General features: G+C 33.7%; 18 protein-coding genes. 14 read left to right on the forward strand and 4 right to left on the reverse strand.

What is annotated here, in order from left to right; all coding sequences use genetic code 11:
• Positions 1-318 precede the first annotated feature (318 nt).
• Together FNW52_RS09315 and FNW52_RS09320 are read left to right on the forward strand one after the other, a co-directional pair.
• The gene (locus FNW52_RS09315) at positions 319-1,383 is read left to right on the forward strand and encodes a PKD domain-containing protein (RefSeq protein WP_143377190.1); all 1,065 of its coding nucleotides are present in this window, start codon (positions 319-321) and stop codon (positions 1,381-1,383) included.
• Positions 1,384-1,391: 8 nt separating this feature from the next.
• Positions 1,392-3,860: an AAA family ATPase gene (locus FNW52_RS09320; protein ID WP_143377191.1), complete on the forward strand. Its 2,469-nt coding sequence runs from the start codon at positions 1,392-1,394 to the stop codon at positions 3,858-3,860.
• 319 nt (positions 3,861-4,179) lie between these two features.
• Here the strand turns inward: FNW52_RS09320 and FNW52_RS09325 are convergent, their stop codons facing one another.
• From FNW52_RS09325 to FNW52_RS09340, 4 genes are all read right to left on the reverse strand, one after another.
• A complete protein-coding gene (locus FNW52_RS09325; protein WP_143377192.1) occupies positions 4,180-4,653 on the reverse strand; it encodes an urea amidohydrolase in 474 nt (157 codons plus the stop codon).
• Positions 4,654-4,686: 33 nt separating this feature from the next.
• Positions 4,687-6,525 (reverse strand): type VI secretion system baseplate subunit TssF, encoded by a 1,839-nt coding sequence (locus FNW52_RS09330; RefSeq protein WP_143377193.1) that lies wholly within the window; start codon positions 6,523-6,525, stop codon positions 4,687-4,689.
• Positions 6,526-7,062: 537 nt separating this feature from the next.
• A complete protein-coding gene (locus FNW52_RS09335) occupies positions 7,063-7,275 on the reverse strand; it encodes a hypothetical protein (RefSeq protein ID WP_143377194.1) in 213 nt (70 codons plus the stop codon).
• A 100-nt stretch (positions 7,276-7,375) separates the two neighbouring features.
• Positions 7,376-8,485 (reverse strand): hypothetical protein, encoded by a 1,110-nt coding sequence (locus FNW52_RS09340; RefSeq protein ID WP_143377195.1) that lies wholly within the window; start codon positions 8,483-8,485, stop codon positions 7,376-7,378.
• Between the two features lie 1,010 nt (positions 8,486-9,495).
• On the opposite strand from FNW52_RS09340, the gene tssD (FNW52_RS09345) reads away from it, so the two are divergent.
• The 12 genes from tssD (FNW52_RS09345) to FNW52_RS09395 all read left to right on the forward strand — a co-directional run bounded on the left by tssD (FNW52_RS09345) (position 9,496) and on the right by FNW52_RS09395 (position 20,254).
• Entirely contained in the window at positions 9,496-9,882 is a 387-nt protein-coding gene (tssD, locus tag FNW52_RS09345) for a type VI secretion system tube protein TssD (RefSeq protein WP_143377196.1), read from the forward strand.
• Positions 9,883-10,101: 219 nt separating this feature from the next.
• Positions 10,102-10,497: a type VI secretion system tube protein TssD gene (gene tssD, locus FNW52_RS09350; RefSeq protein ID WP_143377197.1), complete on the forward strand. Its 396-nt coding sequence runs from the start codon at positions 10,102-10,104 to the stop codon at positions 10,495-10,497.
• Between the two features lie 58 nt (positions 10,498-10,555).
• Positions 10,556-12,364 carry a type VI secretion system Vgr family protein gene (locus FNW52_RS09355; RefSeq protein ID WP_143377198.1) on the forward strand — a complete coding sequence of 603 codons (1,809 nt, stop codon included), beginning with the start codon at positions 10,556-10,558 and terminating at the stop codon, positions 12,362-12,364.
• Between the two features lie 2 nt (positions 12,365-12,366).
• Positions 12,367-13,959 (forward strand): hypothetical protein, encoded by a 1,593-nt coding sequence (locus FNW52_RS09360; protein ID WP_143377199.1) that lies wholly within the window; start codon positions 12,367-12,369, stop codon positions 13,957-13,959.
• Between the two features lie 437 nt (positions 13,960-14,396).
• Positions 14,397-15,554, forward strand: a complete 1,158-nt coding sequence (locus tag FNW52_RS09365) for a phage baseplate assembly protein V (protein ID WP_143377200.1) — start codon at positions 14,397-14,399, stop codon at positions 15,552-15,554.
• Between the two features lie 18 nt (positions 15,555-15,572).
• Positions 15,573-15,740: a hypothetical protein gene (locus tag FNW52_RS20725; protein WP_185965947.1), complete on the forward strand. Its 168-nt coding sequence runs from the start codon at positions 15,573-15,575 to the stop codon at positions 15,738-15,740.
• A gap of 5 nt (positions 15,741-15,745) precedes the next feature.
• Positions 15,746-17,335, forward strand: a complete 1,590-nt coding sequence (locus tag FNW52_RS09370) for a hypothetical protein (protein WP_143377201.1) — start codon at positions 15,746-15,748, stop codon at positions 17,333-17,335.
• Positions 17,336-17,412: 77 nt separating this feature from the next.
• Positions 17,413-17,751, forward strand: a complete 339-nt coding sequence (locus FNW52_RS09375) for a hypothetical protein (protein ID WP_143377202.1) — start codon at positions 17,413-17,415, stop codon at positions 17,749-17,751.
• 103 nt (positions 17,752-17,854) lie between these two features.
• Positions 17,855-18,499: an HET-C-related protein gene (locus FNW52_RS09380; protein ID WP_143377203.1), complete on the forward strand. Its 645-nt coding sequence runs from the start codon at positions 17,855-17,857 to the stop codon at positions 18,497-18,499.
• The gene (locus tag FNW52_RS09385; protein ID WP_143377204.1) at positions 18,496-19,275 is read left to right on the forward strand and encodes a hypothetical protein; all 780 of its coding nucleotides are present in this window, start codon (positions 18,496-18,498) and stop codon (positions 19,273-19,275) included. The genes FNW52_RS09380 and FNW52_RS09385 overlap by 4 nt, the downstream gene beginning before the upstream one ends.
• Before the next feature lie 12 nt (positions 19,276-19,287).
• A complete protein-coding gene (locus FNW52_RS09390) occupies positions 19,288-19,947 on the forward strand; it encodes a hypothetical protein (protein WP_143377205.1) in 660 nt (219 codons plus the stop codon).
• A gap of 115 nt (positions 19,948-20,062) precedes the next feature.
• Positions 20,063-20,254 carry a hypothetical protein gene (locus tag FNW52_RS09395; protein ID WP_143377206.1) on the forward strand — a complete coding sequence of 64 codons (192 nt, stop codon included), beginning with the start codon at positions 20,063-20,065 and terminating at the stop codon, positions 20,252-20,254.
• Positions 20,255-20,372 lie beyond the last annotated feature (118 nt).

Here is a 20,372-nt window from a genome sequence, read left to right on the forward strand (position 1 = left end):
ATGGCGCAAATGTATAAATTAAAATTTAAAAACAAATATTTTTTTGTAATTTAAAACTGAAACAAAAAAAATGACGAGTAAGAAAATCTCTGTTTAGATTTTGTTTCTAAAAAAGGAATTAAAAATCATTTTTTATACAGCTGTAACGTACTGATTGTTAAGTGATAGCTTGTTTTTACATCCATGTCTGTTTTTTTTGTTTAAAATTTTTCTTATAATTGTAATGATTGAAATATAATAATAGTATATGTTTGTATTTAAAATCATACACGTAAAGTGAGAAGTAGGTGTTTTATTTTTTTTAATATAAATAGATTGATGAGAAAAAATTTTTTTGATGTAAAGTTTGATTTAAAGATCGTATTGTTTTTTGTGCTGTTTTTTATGGGAGCTGTTGTTTATTTTCTAGTTCAATTTTTTAATAGAGTTGATTGCGATACTGCTAGATTTTATGTTTTATCAGAGCACTTTCAAAATACAGAATCTATTGAGTTTTATGACAAAACAGAGAATGCGAATGTTTGGCTTTGGGACTTTGGGGATGGCTCAGAACTTGATTCCAGACAACATACATTTCATATTTATAAACAGCCGGGAAAATACATGGTTTCCCTAACGATTAATGGAAATTGTATTCACTCTAAAGAAGTAATAATTACGGATAATAACAGTGTCAATAAGCAAGAAATGCCAACTATTATTGCATCGCGAAGTATTACGGTGGGGCGACCAACTTATTTTAGAGGGATAAAAGAGGGAGGAAAAACTTGGGAATGGTCTTTTGGAGAAAATAGTGGGGTAGATGATACATCTCAAAATCCTGTCTATACGTTTGAAAAAGCAGGAGAGAAAATAATTACTCTAGTGTCTAATGGTAATTTTAGCAGTGTGGCAAGGATTGCTGTTTATGTTCATCCTAAAGAAATTAAGAAAATAAATCCGTTGGATGTGGCTACTTATGAATACGAAAAAGAACCTGAAAAGTTTACGTTGCCAAAAGGAAAAGTTCAAAAAGATCCGCTAGAAGATATGTTGCAATATATTCCTGTGGCATCGCGAACAGAAGCGAAAAAAGACACTGTGATTGCGGTTAAAAAAGCACCAAAAATATCCGAAGATCAATTCGAGATTCTATTGTTGAAAGTAGCCGAAGGCAGTAAAGTGAAAGATGATTTTGAAGAGTATTTGTGTGGGAATTTTGAAATTCCAGTGGTTAAAAACGGAGAAGATCTTTTGACTTTTGATCAATTATGTGAAATTATAAAGGGCAAAAAAATACGAATAGACGCTATACGGTTGAATAAGGATAAGAAAACTAATGGAGTAAAAGGGATAAATATTAGCTATAAAGTTAAGAATATGTTCATTTGGATTAAAGATTAAAGAAGAAAATGGAAGAAGAAAAAAACATATTTAGCAAAGAATTAATTGATGCTCTCGAAATTGCAAAGAAAATTGCAAAGAATAATTCGAATCCATTTTACGCGGCTTCCCATTTACTAAAAGCAGTTTTGAATAGAGATTTTTCTCTTTTGAAACAGTTGGAAATTATGGGTAAAGATGTTTATTATCTAGAGGAATGGGCCGAAGTCCGCATGGAAGATGAGCCCAAAACTAATCATGTCCTCAATGCAGAACCTGATGATGTAATTGATGCAATCATAAATGAAGCTGAGCTAGTAAGAATCATGCTTAATGAAGGGGAGATTTCTCTTTTTGCTATTTTGATTGCTTTGAGTTCGCCAGGTGTAGGGTTCAATTTTGATCAAATGAAAACGTTTCCTATTTCTAGGAATGAATTACTCGACGAGCAAATTCAGGCACCTCAGGAATTAGGTAATTCTTTGAAAAAAGAAGTGAAAAAAGGTTTTTTAGGTAAGTATTGCATCCATAAAAACAGTCAAAAAAACATAAAACATCGCATCGCAATAGGGAGGGAAACAGAGTTGAACACGATGAAAGAAATTTTGTGTCGTTTCTCTAAACCAAACGTATTAATTATAGGAGACAGAGGAATAGGAAAGTCAACCTTGATAGATAATTTGATTCTCAATGTTATTGAAAATCAAGTGCCGGATGTGCTTCATAAAGTGCAGTTGTTCGAGTTGGATTTGTCGTCCTTGATTGCAGGAGCATCTTACAAAGGCGAAATCGAAGATCGACTGCGCAATTGTATTCAAGAATTGCGTCAGTACCCAAAATCGATTCTTATCATTGAAGAAATTCATACTTTGCTAGATAAAAACGGTGGGGATTCTGGAGTTTCGAATGTGTTGAAAGGGGAGTTGGCCAAAGGGTTGAACATTATTGCAACCTCCACTGTTGAAGAATATTCTAAAAGAATAGAAAAGGAGCAGGGCTTGGCTGGAATGTTCGAATTGCTGAAGCTTGAAGAAGCTGATGATGTTACTTTGTTTAGAATGATTAAAGAATCGATACAAGTGTATCAAGAACATCATAAAATTAAGATTGATGAAGAGACCATTTCCGAATCGATTCGATTGTCCAGACGGTATTTAAAAGAAAAAAGTCTACCGGAATCGGCTATAAATTTGATTGATCATACGATGTCGGTTTTAAAGACTTCGGGGGAGACCTTTTTGAAAGAAAAACAATCCTTACTCGATAAGCTTCAAGTTTTGAAAACGAATGAGAAAGATTTGTCTGAAGAACATTTGCTCAAAGAAGCCAATTGGTTCTTACAGGATCTGACTAAAAAAACAACTTTTTTGATGGTTGTTGATGAACAAGATGTTGTTGTTTTTGAAAAATCAAAACTATTAGTTCAGTATATTGAATCGTTATTGCAAACGCTTGAAGAAAAAGCTTTGGATAAAAGAGTACACATCGAAGCTTTTGATTTGTCTCTTGTAATTGCCCAAAAAACGGGTATTCCTGTTGGAAAATTAAAAGAGGAAGAAAAAAACAAACTGAATTCAATAGAGGAAGTATTGAGTCAGAGAGTGATTGGTCAGGATCATTGTATTGCTACCGTGGCGGGATCTATATTAGAATCTCGTTCTGGATTGAGTAAAGCGGGTCAACCGATAGCCTCGTTCTTTTTTCTAGGACCTACAGGAACTGGGAAAACAGAGCTGGCCAAAAGTTTGGCTGAGTTTCTTTTTCAAGATGAGAATGCCATTATCCGTTTTGATATGTCAGAGTTCAAAGAAGAACATTCGGCGGCATTGCTATATGGAGCGCCTCCGGGCTATGTAGGCTATGAAGAGGGTGGGTTGTTGGTAAATAAGATACGACAAAAGCCTTATTCGATAGTACTTTTTGATGAGATTGAAAAAGCGCATACCTCTGTTTATGATGTTTTTCTTCAAATTATGGACGAGGGGAAATTACACGATCGCTTGGGGAAAGAAGGAGATTTCTCGAATGCGATTGTATTGTTTACTTCTAATATTGGTGCGGATCATATTGTAGAATCTTTTAATAGAAACGAAGTGCCTACTTCGACTTCATTGATGGAAATCATGGGTCGCTTTTTTAGACCTGAGTTTTTGGGGAGGCTTACTGAAATTGTTCCTTTTGCTCCTATAAGCAAAGAAAATGCTCTCAAAATATTTGAAGTACATCTCAAAAAAGAGTTTGTCGATCTACTCAAAAACATCAGTATAACAGTTGATATTCCGATGGAAGTCAAAATGCATCTGGCTGAAAATGGGTATAACGCAAAGTATGGTGCAAGACCCATTAAAAGTATTATTAGAAGTCATTTGAGAAGACCGCTAGCCAAAAAAATTATTTCCGGAGAGGTTCAGGAAGGCGATAGAATGACGGTTTCTATCGAAAATGGAGAAGTAAAGTGGGAAAAAATGGAAGAAAGTTGTTCTACCATTAGTAATTAAGAAATACGTAACTTTCAGCCTAACAAAAATTTTACGCGAATTACACGAATTAACACGAATTCAGGATCAAAATTGAATGTAATTTCACAAAAAAACAATTTGCGCAATGCAATTTGTGCAAATTTGTGTATCCCGAAAGCTTTCGGGACGTGTCTGTTTTTCTTTAAATCCTACGTTAATTTGGTGTAGGCTGAATAGTAACAGAAATACAAAAAGCTAGTTTCTATAAAAAGCATTAGGCCGGAATTTATGAATTCCGGCCTAATGCTTTTATTGTAGTTTTAAAAAATTCACCCCATCTGATCGGTTTGATACCGATCTAGAGAGACATTAGATAAACTCTAATTTTTGTACGATCATGGTTGTAAGTGCCATCTTCATTTCTCGCACCAAGAGCCGTTGTTAGATTGACTTCATTTATCCACCCTGCACCCAGTGTAAGACCATTTATGGCTCGAACCCTTGTGCCTCCTGTTGCTAGCGCTGCGTGAAAAAAGCTTCCGCTAATAGTTCGATAAAAACCAACTGCTGTACCTTCGGGAATAGATGCGCCAGTCCATTCTCTTCGAGAAGAAAATGTATTCATCCAATCATTGCTATTTGTATTTATTACATCAGTATAGGTTATATCTGCTGAGTTTTGTAAATGCAGCACATAGGCAACCGCGTCGTAACAAACACCTTTCATATAATCTTGTACATCTTTTAATCCTAAAATAAGATCATTTGCGAGACTTTCTTTTTGTCTTCTTTCAAACATTTCTGCATGGTATCCTTTTGGTGTTAATGTCATGATTTTTTTATTTTATTAAAGCTTTATGGTTAATTAATTTTCAATGAACAAACGATATGGAAAAACATTGGAAGATCGTTGTTTTAAGTATTTCATGAAACTATCGCATAGATAATCCCATTCGGTTATGGAAATGTGTTGTTTTTCTTCGGGATTTGTTTTGATGAACACATCGACCGTTCGGCTGAAACCTGCTTTGATGGAGATTTCTTTACGGGTTCCTTTTTCGATTCTCACTTCGGACAAAGTGGTCTTGAAATGATCGTGTGCAAAAGCTTTGATATCGGCAAAAGTTACGATTCTCCCGCGAGTAAGTAGAGCGTTTCGGTAGGCAAGGATGCGATCTTTGTTGTTTTGTTTGTTGATCCCGCCTACTGTGTTGGTGATTAATGTTGTTTGCTTGCTGACAAAAAACAAATCGTCTTTTGACTCGAGTAGGGTTCCTGCTTTGATATCATTGCCATCTTCGGCACAGGTTGACCAGTATTGAGCGGTAAAATTCTTTCCTTTTTCGGTGTTGTGTTTGGGTCTGATCATCAAATAGGGAGCATTGTTTTTAGAAAAACTACTTTCTTTGGCTTGCTGCTCTACTGATGCCAATAATTGATTGATCTCTGTAAGGGCACTTTTCATAAAATCTTGTCCAAGATCCGAAAAGGAAGAGCTTTCGTCTTTTAATAAATCCAAAACGTTTTGAAGTAGTTCGGATGCTGTTCTGGAATCGAAACGAGATACGCCTCCTGTTCTCAAAACGGCATTTCCTTCATCGACCATTCCGTCATTGAATTCTTTGACTTCATAATGGCAGCCCGCTGGGTCAACGATGGTGTCAATGTCTAGGTAGTTATTGTCTTCGGTGTCTAAAGCCATATAGCTCAAAAAACCACTTAATTCCTTAGTCAAGGTGTGGAGTCTTTTGTTGATTACAGGAAAACAGTTTGTAGTAAAGGAAACGTTATCAATTATTTGTGGAACTAATGATTCTGGAAAAATCATTTTTATCCAAATCATTTTGTTCTGGTTTTCGGTTGTTATTTCTTCAAAAACTTTGTATTCTGGTTTGTATTCGGTAATTTTTTTATGGGTCAGTTTGCCTTTTATGGTATAGAAATTATCGAAATAAAATTCATTTACTTCACGTGATACTTCGACCAGATGGGTGTAATTTCTATTGATGATGGAATCTATATTCATGTCGTTGATCGGGACATTGTAGCCTTCGTGTACTTTTAGTTCCTGATCGTCATGAAAACATTTCATTTGTTTGAGATAATACTGAAACATCTCTTTTTGATGAGTGTTTTTTATGTCAATAAACAGCATCAAATCTTCTAGTTCTAAAACATCGGGATTGGTTATTTCGATACCCAAAATGATTTCGCCGGGGAGCAAAACTTCTTTGTAACCGTGTACGGGTTCTTTGTAAAAAAGATTCGATATTTCTAATAAATTACGTTCGTATGCGATGTATTTTACATTGCAGGAGGACAATTTTACTTCTAAAGTAGGGGAAAGATGTATCTCCTTTGTTGTAGGTTTTAGCGGATTGTAGATGTTGTGCATTCTACGACTTACGACCATTTGATTTTTTAGAGAAACATTTAAGTTGTTCTCTAAAGGTAATGCGTGAAGTATTGCTCTTGCAGGTTTTGAGCTCGAAGTGACTTCTGGAAACATGATTTCAAGTACTCTCTCTACTACTCGGGTTTTGGAGTCTTCGAGTTCATGGGATACTTTTTCTAACTCATATGACAAGGCATTGAGAAGCAAACTGACCACGGGGTCAAAAGTTGTTTCCATTTCAATATCCGAAAATCCCCATGCTCTTGCGGCACGCTTTAATACTCTGTCTTTTATTCTTTCTTGTCTCATATTTTAAAAAAAAAGGAATTGATTCTCTAATTTACAACGATTTTTTAGAAAAAGGCTGCCAATTAAATTTGTTGTTGTAAATATAGTACAAAAAAAACGTATTTATTATAAATGTAATATCTTAAGACAGATTTTATAGACAAAATGTTATTATGCGATTAAGACAATTCTCAAAATAGTATTGCATATAATGTTGCAATGAGTGAAATGATGCTTTAAAGCTTCATATTCTATAATTATTTATTATTTTATCAGAGTTTTATTGCTTTTATCTAAATCATAGAATGTCTTTTGCAAAAGAAATTGAACATTAAAAAAGTGACAAGTACAATTGTTACAAAATCTAAAATAAAGGGGAAACCATATATTAAAAATCCATCAACAGCTAACTTCTTTTATACTCAATAATTGAGTGTTTTTTAGGGATATTAAGTTTTTGTTTTTTTTTGAAATACGTTTTGTTTGTAGCTTTAATTCATTTGTGTTTCACTCAATCGCTCCGCTGCACCATTTGCAAATTTACTCTAGAAGACGCATCTACTTATTTTCTAGTCCTTTACCTTCGGTCTGTTTTTGGTACATATCCCTAACATCTACCATAGGATTTATCAGGTTATGAATCATAGGATTTGCGTTTTCAAAATTTTGCTTCTCTGGCTCTGGCTCTGTTACTTGTTCGTGTTTTGTAATCGCTATGTAATCTGTTACTCCCGTCGGGAAAGTTCCTTTACTATCTTCTAACTCGCTCATAAATTTATTTTTATTTGCCACTTAAAGCACATTAAACTGCTTAAAAAGACTATCTTATTTTTTACTTCATCTATAAAGAGTGATTCTTTTGACTCTTGTTTTAGGCTGGCTTTCGATTTAAATTAGTTATCATAACTTTAAATTTTTGCGGTACATCAAGTGCAATATCACATTCTATAAATAGTGTTTCTATGCTGTAGTTATTAGGATTTAGATAATATTTTGCTCTATAACTTCCGTCCACTTTTTGATTTATCAAAGGATGGTTACAAAAATCTATAGTGTATTGAAAATCAGCTTTTGTTCTATTATTTTTTAATACTCCTTTTATATCTATATTTATCAGATGATTCTCATCCAGGTATTTACCGATTTTTTGCTTAATATCAAACATTAAATCATCGCTCTTGGCAATAAAAGGGAAATACGCATACCCTTCAAAAGTTAATTCGGAAGTATATCCGGTATGAACTCCGTTAAAAAATGCCCTTATAAACCAATCTTTAGAAAGCGCAAGAGACAGAGTCTGATTGCTTATTAAATTTTTCTCATAAAGGGCTAAATACTTTTGAGTCTCTTCTCCAGGGTAGTCTTTAAGAATTTGAACTTCTTTCGTTTTCCATCGCTGCTTTATCTCTTCAAAATTATGAATATCAACCCATTCCCCTTCTTGGTCCACTATAACCTGAAGCGGGTATAAAACACTAGAAACTTTTTCGGCTAATTTATTAGCTATTGTGTTGGCTTCAATATCATTAATATACACCTTAGATAGTCTGTCAATTTTGAAATAAGAATACCCGTTTATATTGGTGTCAACCCATTTTACACTTACTTCATATTTTAAAGTATGAACTTCATTACCATCCTCAATAGTGTATTGTACTGCATAGTTCCTTTTTTCGTCCTGCTGTTGAAATGGCACACTAAAACCGTTTGCAAAAAAGGCTTCTTTAAGAGGGATAGTTTCGGGTTCTATATTAGTCTGAAATTTAGTAGGTTTTAAAAGTATAAACTTCAAATTGCTTGGAAAATAAGTATGTATCACATCTGCCACATCAATACAATGCGTATTATGATAGGTGCGTAAAATTTGCCACTCTATACCTAGTTCTAAGGCGATACTTTTAAACGTATCTCCCTCTTTTATAAAATATTTATCATGAATAGTTTCAATTCGATTGGGTATTAAAAACCTTTTTTGCGTCATATTTTATTCTTTCTAAAGTAATTTATTAATTAATGGCTGAAAAAAACAGATGATTAGATCTGTTTTATTGCTGTTGCAATGATTTATGAACATCTTAAAGAAAAAAAATATTTCTTCAAATATTCTTCATTTACTTTTATATCTGCGAATCAAGGGTTCAAATGTGCCGTTAGGTACTAAATATTGGTAGAAAAATAATTCCATCCGTTTTTTTGTCCCGTTAGGGGCTAAACAATCCCTTTTCATATCTAATTATGTAAAAATGTATAGCCCCTACGGGACATTGGGCTTGTAGCAAATTTAATTCACTACCAATATTTAGTAGCTAACGGCACAATAAAATAGATTTTCAACTCTTGATTCGTATTATATGAAAAGTTGTATTTCTTGTTGTTTAAAACATAAATATAATCGCACGAAATTACAAGTTTTTTTATAATTGCACAATACCCACTTTTAGTGATTTTTAACTAAGATTTAAAAAAATATAAAACTCATTGTAACATATCCAATCCTACTTATGTTAAGGAGAAATTTTACAGCATTCTTAGTGGAACTGAAATTATAAATATAAATTTTAAAATTTGTCACAGATTTCAAAAATTCACAGCCATTAATTTGTAAAAATTTTCAAAATCTGTAGCAAAAAAAGCGATGAATAGTCTCAAAATAGGCGGCAATTTTTATTATAAAGCATTTTTTGAGGACAAAATTTTGTCATCATTAGCTTACTTATTGATTGGATTATTCAACCGAAAATGCTGCTTTTTTTGAGCGACAAATCTCTATTTAAGTCGAAATTAGATAAGAAAAAAAAGAATTACGGTCTTAAAAATTCTAAATTGCAGCTTTTATATGTCTAAATCGCCTACAAAAAAGCTCGGCAAGTACCGTGTATTATAGGAAAATTCATGTTTAACAAAAAATTAACAATCTTGTAAGTATCTGTACGATTTTTTTTCTACTTTTACTTTTGTAAATAAATAAATTTATAACTAAAACATTTTATTATGTCATTTTCAACAACATTGACCGTAGGCGGAAAAGATTACAAAGTACTTTCTGTAAGCTACGACTTAGCACAAGAAACTGACGCTTCAGGGCGTCCATCTACAGTAACACGTGGAGGAAGAATCATGGTAGAGGTAGAATCTACTGGAGGAACTGAATTGTTTGAATGGATGACCAACAATTTCGAAAGAAAAGACGGGTCTGTAAAATTCATCAAACGCGATTCAAACGCAACTCTAAAAGAATTGAAGTTCACAGAAGCTTACATGGTGAAGTACAAAGAAAACTTTGACCACACTGGTGACAATCCGTTAACAGAAACTTTTATGATTTCTGCTCGCAAAATTGCAATGGGTGGAGGAGAATTTGACAATGCTTGGGTATAATCCTAGAGACTTCGTCAAACTTTTTTAAGCTTGAACCTATTAAAGGAAGTCTATTTTATGGACTTCCTTTTTTGTGTTTAAAACACATTTATTCCTTTCGGAATCAATCTGGTTTCCTTACTGGTAAATCAATTTTAAATTAGATTCTAGTGCTATTCCAGAGGCTAAAATCTTAATTCTACTATTCAAAATAAATCTAAAATCTAAAATTATAAAAATATGAGTTTTTTATCTACCCTACATGTTGACGGAGAAGAGTACAACGTACTCGAATTTAATATTGATTTCAAACAAGAAAAAGACACCACAGGAAAGCCTATTGGGGATGCAAAAGGCGGAACTATTAGACTAATAATCGAAGCCACACAAAACAGCACCTTTTTGTCTTGGATGCTCAATAGTAACTTGACCAAAGACGGAAAAATCATTTTCTACCGCAGAGACGCTTTAAGCAAAATGAAAGAACTTGACTTTAAGAAAGCTTTTTGCATCAACTATCACGAACAGTTTACAAGTACTACAGACATTCCGATGAAAATCACTTTAGAGCTAATTGCCAAAGAACTAACTTTTGGAGACGCCAAATTTTCTAACAATTGGATCGCAATAGACTAACTATTTTCTTTTAATCAACTTACCGATCAAACCATTAACTTATTAAATCCCCATTCTCATGAGTTTTGCAGAACAAGTACATTTAGACATTAGCGGTTTCGCTCATAATGTCGTTTATTATGATTTGAAGTTAGAACAAAAAATGGCAGACCACCATCATTTTTCGTTTGTGTGGCAATATACCGCTGCACCTATTATAGAACCTAGTGGACAAGCCCAAGCGATACGGGATTATCTGGGGAGAGAAGTAATCTTTACTTTCAAAGGTCTTAATGGAGTCAAACTAATGGCCAAAGGCGTTATCAATTCATTAGAATCGATTGATTTGCACGGTTGTCCAGCAGGATTGCACGTAACAGGAATAAGCCACACGATTTTTCTTGATGATATGAAACGATCTCGAACTTTTATGGAACAAGATCTCGAAACCATTGTCAAGAAAGTGCTTGCCGAAGGCCCAACAGATTTTTTTAACCGCGAAGCCATCATTCCTACCTACGACCCCAACCTAGACTATATGCCACAATACAATGAAACCAATTTTGATTTCTTGAAAAGGCTTGCCCAGCGTTACGGACAATGGTTTTACTCGGATGGTATGCGCATGCAATTTGGACAGCTAAAAGCCAGTAAAACAAAATTAATAAATGGTGGATCATTGCATCATTTTAAAATACAAACCCTATTATTTTCACACAAAGAATCATTGGGAGGCTATGATTACAATAGCGCTTCCAACATCAAGAATTCATCAGGAAAAACCACCACAGGCAGTGGCGATGGCTTTGCTACTGCTGTTGGATACAGACAAGGAGCCGTTAGACAACCCGATCTAGAAGTGGGTGCCTATACCGCACAAGCACCCGATTCTAGCACTCTTGCCGAAATGGTCAAACTGCAAACCAATGGTAAAGATGCCAACAGTATTTTTTACAGCGGTTTGTCTTATCTTCCGCTTGGAATTGGACAAAAATTCACAATAGAAAATAAAACCGTAGAGCACAACTTGGTCGTTATAGAAGTAACGCATAACTCCGAAGTTCATGGAAATTACAGTTGCAATTTCAAAGCTATTCCTTCGGATGTTGGTGCGCCCCATTACACGGATGTACACGCCTACGCGAAAGCTGAATCTCAACCTGCCAAAGTAATAGACAACAACGATCCTGAAGGTATGGGGCGTGTAAAAGTAGAATTTTACTGGGCTGGTGGAAACATGAAGAGCGACTGGATGCGTCTCATACAACCGCATGCTGGAGGTGGAAAAGGATTTTATTTTGTTCCCGAAGTTGGCGAGGAAGTGCTAGTAGGTTTTGAAGGCGGCAATGCCGAGAGACCCTACGTAAAAGGATCGCATTACAATGGAAGTGAAAGTTCAGGATACGGCAGTAGTGGTAATGACCAAAAAGTGATTCACACCCGCTCTGGTACCAAAATGATTTTTAACGATGCTGAGGGAAGTGTTTACATAGAAGACCCAAGTGGCAATACTTGGAAAATGGATGGTAAGGGAAATATTGAGGTCAATGCTCCGAAGAATTTTACTGTGAATGCGGGGGAGAATATCACATTTACAGCAGGACAAAACATCAATTCCTCGGCAACTATGAATATTTCTGAAAGCGCAGGAGTTGATAAATCTACCACTGTTGGAGCAATACTCCATACTACTGTAGGTGGAGATAGTATGCTGAATGTAACGGGGAATTTCATGGAGCATATTGAAGGAAATCTTGAATCTCATACAAAAAAAGAAAGACAGGAATCAAGTGTTAAAGGAATTCAAATAAATAGTGATGATACTATAAATAAACATGCAAAAAAGGAATTGCAAAATAATAGTGGTGAAAAATCTAAATCCCATTAGTTATGAGTAGAATACGAATTGTAGGTGGTTCTATAACTAAAACTACTGAAGGAGCGCATCATATGTATTCCGAAGAAAATATAGTTTTCAACTCTAGTAAAGCAATAACTGAAGTAGGAGGAGAAAATGGGATTGTTTATGGGGAGCCGAAAGATGCCCCAAAGAGAGAAAGTAATGAAGAAATTATTGAAATAACTTCTAAACTTTATTCTTATAATAATTCGGAATTAAAAATACCTTATATTGACACCTCAAATTTAAATATATTAGAAGGCTCAAAACCTTTTATTGCAGGTATAAAATCTATTTTTGGAGATGATATTAAGCATACATCTGCCAAAAAATTAATGTTGGATATTCTAAATGGAAATTTGAAATATCCAACATTTAAAATTGACAAAGGCTTATCAAATAGTCAAGCTGGTTATTACATAAAAGAAACAATTTATTTAAATGAAAAATTAATACTTGAATCAGAAAAAAGTCCAAAAAAATCTTGGCTATTGTTTAGAGTGATGATAGAAGAAATTGGTCACTATATTGATGACATACTAAGAACAAGGTATGACAGTATTGGGGGCGATGCAAAAGGGGATGAAGGCAAAATGTTTGCCGCAGATTTTATTAAATTTAACAAATTACTTTCTAAAGATTTTGAATTTGCACATTTTAAAATAAAAGCAAGTACAGGTAAAACAAGAGATTTTATTGCTAGGGTAAATTTTAATGAACCGAATAGAGAGTTAAAATCTAAAGACTTACTTTTTGTTGGACATGACGACGACGACCATGGTGTCGTGACTTTAAAAAGCGGAAAGACAATTAAAGTTGAATTTTTTAAAATTAGAGGAGGAGGAGCAATTCACGAAGCTATAACAAAAAAAGCTGCAAAAATAGCAGGAGTTTTATATGATTTTAGGCTAGATGAAGGTTCTGCTTGGCCTGATGTTCCTTGCCAAAATGAAAATTCCATAGAAACATGTTATTATAACACATGGAATAATGAGCATACAAAAGGCACTTTAGCATTTGAAAGTCATCATGGTACAAAACAATATTGGCATTCAATGGCGCCAACTGGAAATAATACAAATAAACAAGTAGTAGAGTTAATAATCATACAAGCAAAAAAATGGTTTACGAAAGGAATTGAAACTTTTGGCGATAACGGCTTATTTCACATAGGAAAAATCCTTCACATGGTTCAGGATTCATATTCCCTTTCACATGTCTATAGAGATAAAGACAACAAAGTGGTTCAAATTCAAAGCTACGAAGCACAAGACTCTGATAAACACGGAGAGCCTGATAAAAAGGAAGACACTAAAGGAGTTAAAGATGCAGAAACTGCATCGGTTTGGATTTTAACTCTGTATAAGATTTCCAAAAAAGAAAAAGAATTAAAATCATCATTACTCTTATTGGATAATTATCTTAGAACAATTGTTTATCCTCTTGCAAAAGACAGAAGTCAAATAATAGCTGGAGGGTCTTTGGAAGCTTATAAAAAGAGCCAAATTAAAAAAGCAGATCCGAAGATCGAAAAAATGGTAGAAGATGAACGTTTAAAAATGATGAGAGAACCAAAAATATAATATTATAACTTTAATATAAACTTTAAATTAAGAATAATGAATAAAAATATAATTCTTCCAATTCTAATCAGTATCATTCAAATTATAAGTTTCGGACATTTGTATTATGTTAATAAATATGGAAACAGCCATATACCTATTGCTTTAATTGAATCAACCATATTATCCCTTTTTAATGTTTTATTATTAATTGGTGTTTATTTTTTTGTGTATAAAACTGAACACAAAATAGAATTATGGGTTATTCCGATTTGTTTAGCAATTCTAATGATTTTAATAGTATTGATTGTATACTCGATAATGTTTATAAACAAATACAATTAAAAATTATCTTTTAAAAAACTATTATTAGAATTGTCTTAAAATTTCCCCGCCGTCTCGAGCATTAGGTAACACTGGGCTAGTGCGAGCTTCAAGCTCGTACCCACAAAGAATCATTGGGAGGCTATGATTACAATAGCGCTTCCAACATCAAGAATTCATCAGGAAAAACCACCACAGGCAGTGGCGATGGATTTGCAACTGCTGTTGGATACAGACAAGGAGCCGTTAGACAACCAGATCTAGAAGTGGGAGCCTATACCGCACAAGCCCCCGATTCTAGCACCCTTGCAGAAATGGTCAAACTGCAAACCAATGGTAAAGATGCCAACAGTATTTTTTACAGTGGTTTGTCTTATCTTCCGCTTGGAATTGGACAAAAATTCACGATAGAAAACAAAACCGTAGAGCACAACTTGGTCGTTATAGAAGTAACACACAACTCCGAAGTTCATGGCAATTACAGTTGCAATTTCAAAGCTATTCCTTCGGATGTTGGCGCGCCCCATTACACGGATGTACACGCCTACGCGAAAGCTGAATCTCAACCTGCCAAAGTAATAGACAACAACGATCCCGAAGGTATGGGGCGTGTAAAAGTAGAATTTTACTGGGCTGGCGGAAACATGAAGAGCGACTGGATGCGTCTCATACAACCGCATGCGGGAGGTGGAAAAGGATTTTATTTTGTTCCCGAAGTTGGAGAGGAAGTGCTAGTAGGTTTTGAAGGTGGTAGCGCCGAGAGACCGTATGTAAAGGGATCGCATTACAATGGAAGTCAAAGTTCAGGATACGGCAGTAGTGGCAATGACCAAAAAGTGATTCACACCCGTTCTGGCACCAAAATGATTTTTAATGATGCTGAGGGAAGTGTTTACATAGAAGACCCAAGTGGTAATACTTGGAAAATGGATGGGAAAGGGAATATTAGTGTCAATGCACCGAAGAATTTTACAGTGAATGCGGGGGAGAATGTAAACATAACAGCTGGGAAAAATGTAACGGTAAGTGCGGGGGAGAATATGGAGAGTTCCGCAAACAAGGACATAACCCAAACAGCAGGTCATGATATTAACCAGAGAGCTGCTGGCGATATAATAGAAAATGCCAATAATAAAACCGAAATTATTGAAGAAAAGTATATTCGTGGTTCAATGGAGTCTACTCAACATGCAGATAAAGTAACCATTTTTAGTGCCAAAGAAAATATGCTTTTGGAGAGCAGTAAAAAAACGGTAGAAGTAAATAGTGCTGAAAAATCAAATATGTTTTAATCTATTAAAAATCATTTTATGGCAATTAATAAAAGTGCAAAGAATTTATACATTACCATTGACAACAAATACTACAGCCTTGCAAAAACGTTTGTAGAAACTGCTGATAAGGTAGAAATTATTGCAACAGAAGAAAATCTAACATTGATTTCGAATAAAAAAATTCAACTGAAAGGTAATAAATAAGTGATATGGCAAATGTAACATTTGGAGAACCAAGGTTTAAAAAACCAGAAGTGGTGGTAAAAAAAACGGGGGAAATAAAAGATATTATTATGTTTGTAGCTGGTACTACAGACCCAATTAACATAACCGCTCATAAACACGATGCCAATGCGGGTTATTGGCGTGACAGTCAGAAAAATTTCTGGGCAAAAGTAAAGGAATTAAAACCTCAGTATTTAGATTTGCATATTGAAGACACCTTTTTTAGTTGGTCTGGTGACAACAATACAAGCGAAAGAAACCTTGCTGCAGATCGTTTATTAGATTTATTTACAAGAGTTTATCCTGGTTTTAAAAACAAAGAAATTCATTTACACTTAATAGGACATTCACATGGAGGTAATGTCATTAATCAATTTACAGAATTAATAACTACAGACAAGCGTTTCCCTCAGTTGTGGGAAATAAAAAGCATCACTTATTTATCAACACCTTTTTTCGAAAAGAAGCATCAGCTAAATCACGCTAAACTCCATAAAAAATGCAAGATTATTAATGTACATAATGAATATGACATTACACAACAATTTGTTGCAGATTTTTCATTGATAAATCTTGAGATTCTTATAAAAAAACTCAATAAAGGTGATTTTGACAAATCATTAGAAAGAATAAAAGAAACAGATTTTAAACCTTTTGAAATAATTGGTGATTCTGGCTATTGGGGCAAAATTAATGAGACACAAGGTCATGACTTATGGAGAAATACAGCCATATTGTTAGATGGTGTTGGAATGCTTATGAATGCTATTATAAAATATATTAATAGCATTGAAACCAATAAATTTAAATCAGAAAAAGCCAAATTTGTAGGTTTATTTGACAGAATACATACATGGTCGGTTAACGCTAAAACAACAATTATAAGAAATCAAACTGTAAGAAGTGGCGGATATAATAGGGATGCTTACTTTGATGATCTCAATTTACTAGGTATTTTGACACTTATAAATGAATTGTTGTCAATTAAAACAGGAATGAGCGACAGTTATTTGCTTGGTGTTTTAGAGACATTGTTCAATGAAAACACTGGTATTACCGAAAGTATCGAAGAAACCTCTTGGACTCCGAAAAAACAAACAAAAGGGTTAAGTATAGCCGATTTAATTATAACAGGTAACGACAAATATACTTCTAGAAAGAAAAGAGCTAACTTTGATAAATTCCTTTCAGGTATGCAAGCTGCTCAAAAAAACAAAAATACAAAAGAAATACTAATGAGATTATTTAGTCAATTCATAACTGCGGATCAAATCCAAGTTATTATGGATAAAATTAATAAATTAGAATATGTTGTAAGCGGTGCAAAAGATGTAGAATTAAAGTTGTTAAGAGAAACCAATCTTAAAATATATCAAGATCTTGTAAAAAAATACAATGTGGATCTTGTTGCAAAAACTGACCTGAATATAGAAATGGCTAAAAGACCTGGAAGTGTACCTTATTTAGCAACCGTTTCCCACAGTTTGAGCCACACTGAATATTGGCTAAAAGTTGATGAGGAATTGAAATTAGCTTTTAGCTCGGGTAAAAACACAGGATATAAACCTAAATAGACATTTTTTTATTTTATAAAACAATCCGTTTGTTAAAAAAAATAATGATTCGTTATATTAAACCATAATTATTTTAAATGAAAGTTATAACAACAATTATTAAATACCAAATATGGCTTCTTTTAAGTATATTTTCAGGAATGGGATGCATGAGAATAGAACTTGGAAAACCTACTAAAGCAACAGGTTTTTTTGCCATATTTAATGGACTAGATGAATCTATAATAATTTGGATAGGTGGATTTATTGGATTGATTTCCTTTATTCCGTTTGTATTAATCGACCTATGTTATATTAAAAGAAAAATAGAAACTAAACTAAACCAAAATATTGTAAGAATTTTTACCGTTATTATTTTAAGCGCAATAGTTACATTAATTCATTATGTTTTAGAATTCATGCTAAATTGGATATAAGTTTAGTTTTCCACTCGCTCCTGTTGGTATACAGGATTATGTACAAAGAAAGCCTGGAGACAGAACTTTTCAGGATGCTTTTATACTTACAACTTTAGAAGATTTGTCTACCGGACAGCAGTCTGATGGTCTGGAACAAGATCCGACTTATAAGGGCATGAAGACTTCGGAGATACTTAATATGTATAAAAATTATTTAACTCTGATTGATACCAAATCAGCGGCAGTAGAATATACCGGCTGGTTAGGCAGAACGATAGACAGAGGACTTAGTTATATGGGAGACTGCTTAACAACGTTTAATAATATAGGATACAACTTGCTTTTAGGTTCTACAGGTGATGATATAAAAATAGAGCAAACAGAAAACAGTAATAAAAATTATGGCACCGACCCTACTCATACCCAAGTTGCCAAAGATGCTGTCAATCATCCGCTTAATCCTCTAGCCTCTGAACTTGCCAAAATAGCGGTAAAAGATGTCGCCACAAGAATTTTGGATATTTGGAAGACGGGTAGTGATCCAACAGGAGAAGATCTTGCAAAATATGTGATAAATACATATACGCTGCATCCTGTATATCAAGTTACGGATTGGGCTAATGAACCAGTTAATAAATGGATTAATGGGAATAAAGATGTTATTTTGAGACTCCAAAGTGCTACTATTTATGAGCATGCTGAACAGGTAACTCAAAGAGCTGTAAGCAACAAAAAAACGCAGGAAATTTTAAATTACTTTAAATGAAACTATTAGCAATATCAATATTGACTAGTATTATTGTACAATGTCAAACCTCAAAAAAAGAATCCATGCCAGAAATCGATTTTTATATTAGCGAACATGCGATTACTTATAAAAACCAAGAACTGCCTTTTGGTAAACCCGTAGCCGAATGGGTAAAGATTTTTGGTAAATATAATAGAGTATATCAAACAAGTGTATACATCTGGGATGATTTAGGAGTTTATGTTTCTGAATCAGAGAAAGATAATAGTATTGATGAACTCCATATCTACTTTATGAACCTCGACAGCCCTTTGGGGCAGAGAGGAAAGCTTGAAGAAGCAAAAGGAAGAGTATCTGTAGCATTTATAAAAGAAAAAGATAAAAAGACAGGATGGTTTACTTCAGATAAAGATTATGCAGACATGGAAAAAAGTGTAACCATAGGTTCTGATGCTCCAAAAAATTTTATTTATCCTTTTAAAATTTATGTCAAATCTTTAAACATAGAGGGTGCAGAAGTAAAAGAAGGTATGAAAGTATCAGATATTAATAAAAAAAGAGCAGCAGCAAATTTGCCTGTCATCAAATATTATGATGCTGATATGAATAACAAACATGAAGATGGTTCTACCACTACTTTATCAAATGGTTATTTTACTACTTTTAATGGTTTTAGTAACCCCGAAGAACAAGCCAAAGCCGATTTTTATAATATTATGTATCGCCAGACCGAAGGCGAAATAGAATACATACGTATTGTACATGATAAAGGGCAGGAATATTTTAAATTTTAGCTTTTTGCATAAATGAAAGAACAAATAAAATACTTTACAAAAATAACATCTATAGCAGTGTTCAGTTTTATAAAAATTAATTTATTAGGGTCTGTAAATAGTATTATTTGCTTTACTATAGGTTGTTTTTTATTGACAGAAAATGTTGGTCATGCAGCACATGCGAATTCTGGACCACTAATAATATTGGTATTTTTTATGAGTAAACCTCTTGGAACAACCTTGCTTACACTAATTTTCTTTGCGCCAATTTTATATATGATACTTGGAAATAAGTACATTATGAGTAAAATTATACATCTTTTGATAAAAGACAAATCAGAGAGCACGATTACTCCATTATTAGATAGAGTCTTAATAAAATTCAAAAACAATCAACCTGATGGGTTCAAAAAAGGAGCTGATTTGGGATTGGCAAAAATTAAACTTTTAGACCAAGTAAAGTCAGAAACAGATAATAAATGGTTAAAAAAAGTGCTGTCATTTGGATTTAAAAAAATACAATTAGATGATGTTGATTTAAGTCAGGACAATATTGCTTTTACAGATATTATAAAAACAAAAACTATAACCGCATTACATAATAGTACTGAACCGAGTCGGAAAGCTATTTTAGCAGTTTTAATTTTGCAATGGATTTTTCTATTGTTGATCTGGATCATTAAACTTTGAATAATTGATAAAAAAAAATCTCAAACTGAGGTAGAAATAAAAGCAGGTATGTAGTAGATTAAATTAATAACAGGAAGAAGCAGATTTGCCTGTCATCAAATATTATGATGCTGATATGAATAACAAACACGAGGATGGTTCTACCACTACTTTATTAAATGGTTATTTTACTACTTTTAATGGTTTTAGCAACCCCGAAGAACAAGCCAAAGCCGATTTTTATAATATTATGTATCGCCAGACCGAAGGAGAAATAGAATACATACGCATTGTACATGATAAAGGGCAGGAATATTTTAAATTTTAGTTTTTTGCATCAATGAAATATTTTTTAATACTGGTTTTGAGTATACCGCACAAGCACCCGATTCTAGCACTCTTGCCGAAATGGTCAAACTGCAAACCAATGGTAAAGATGCCAACAG

The sequence above is a fragment of the Flavobacterium sp. ZT3R18 genome, from assembly GCF_007097385.1.
GTDB lineage: Bacteria > Bacteroidota > Bacteroidia > Flavobacteriales > Flavobacteriaceae > Flavobacterium.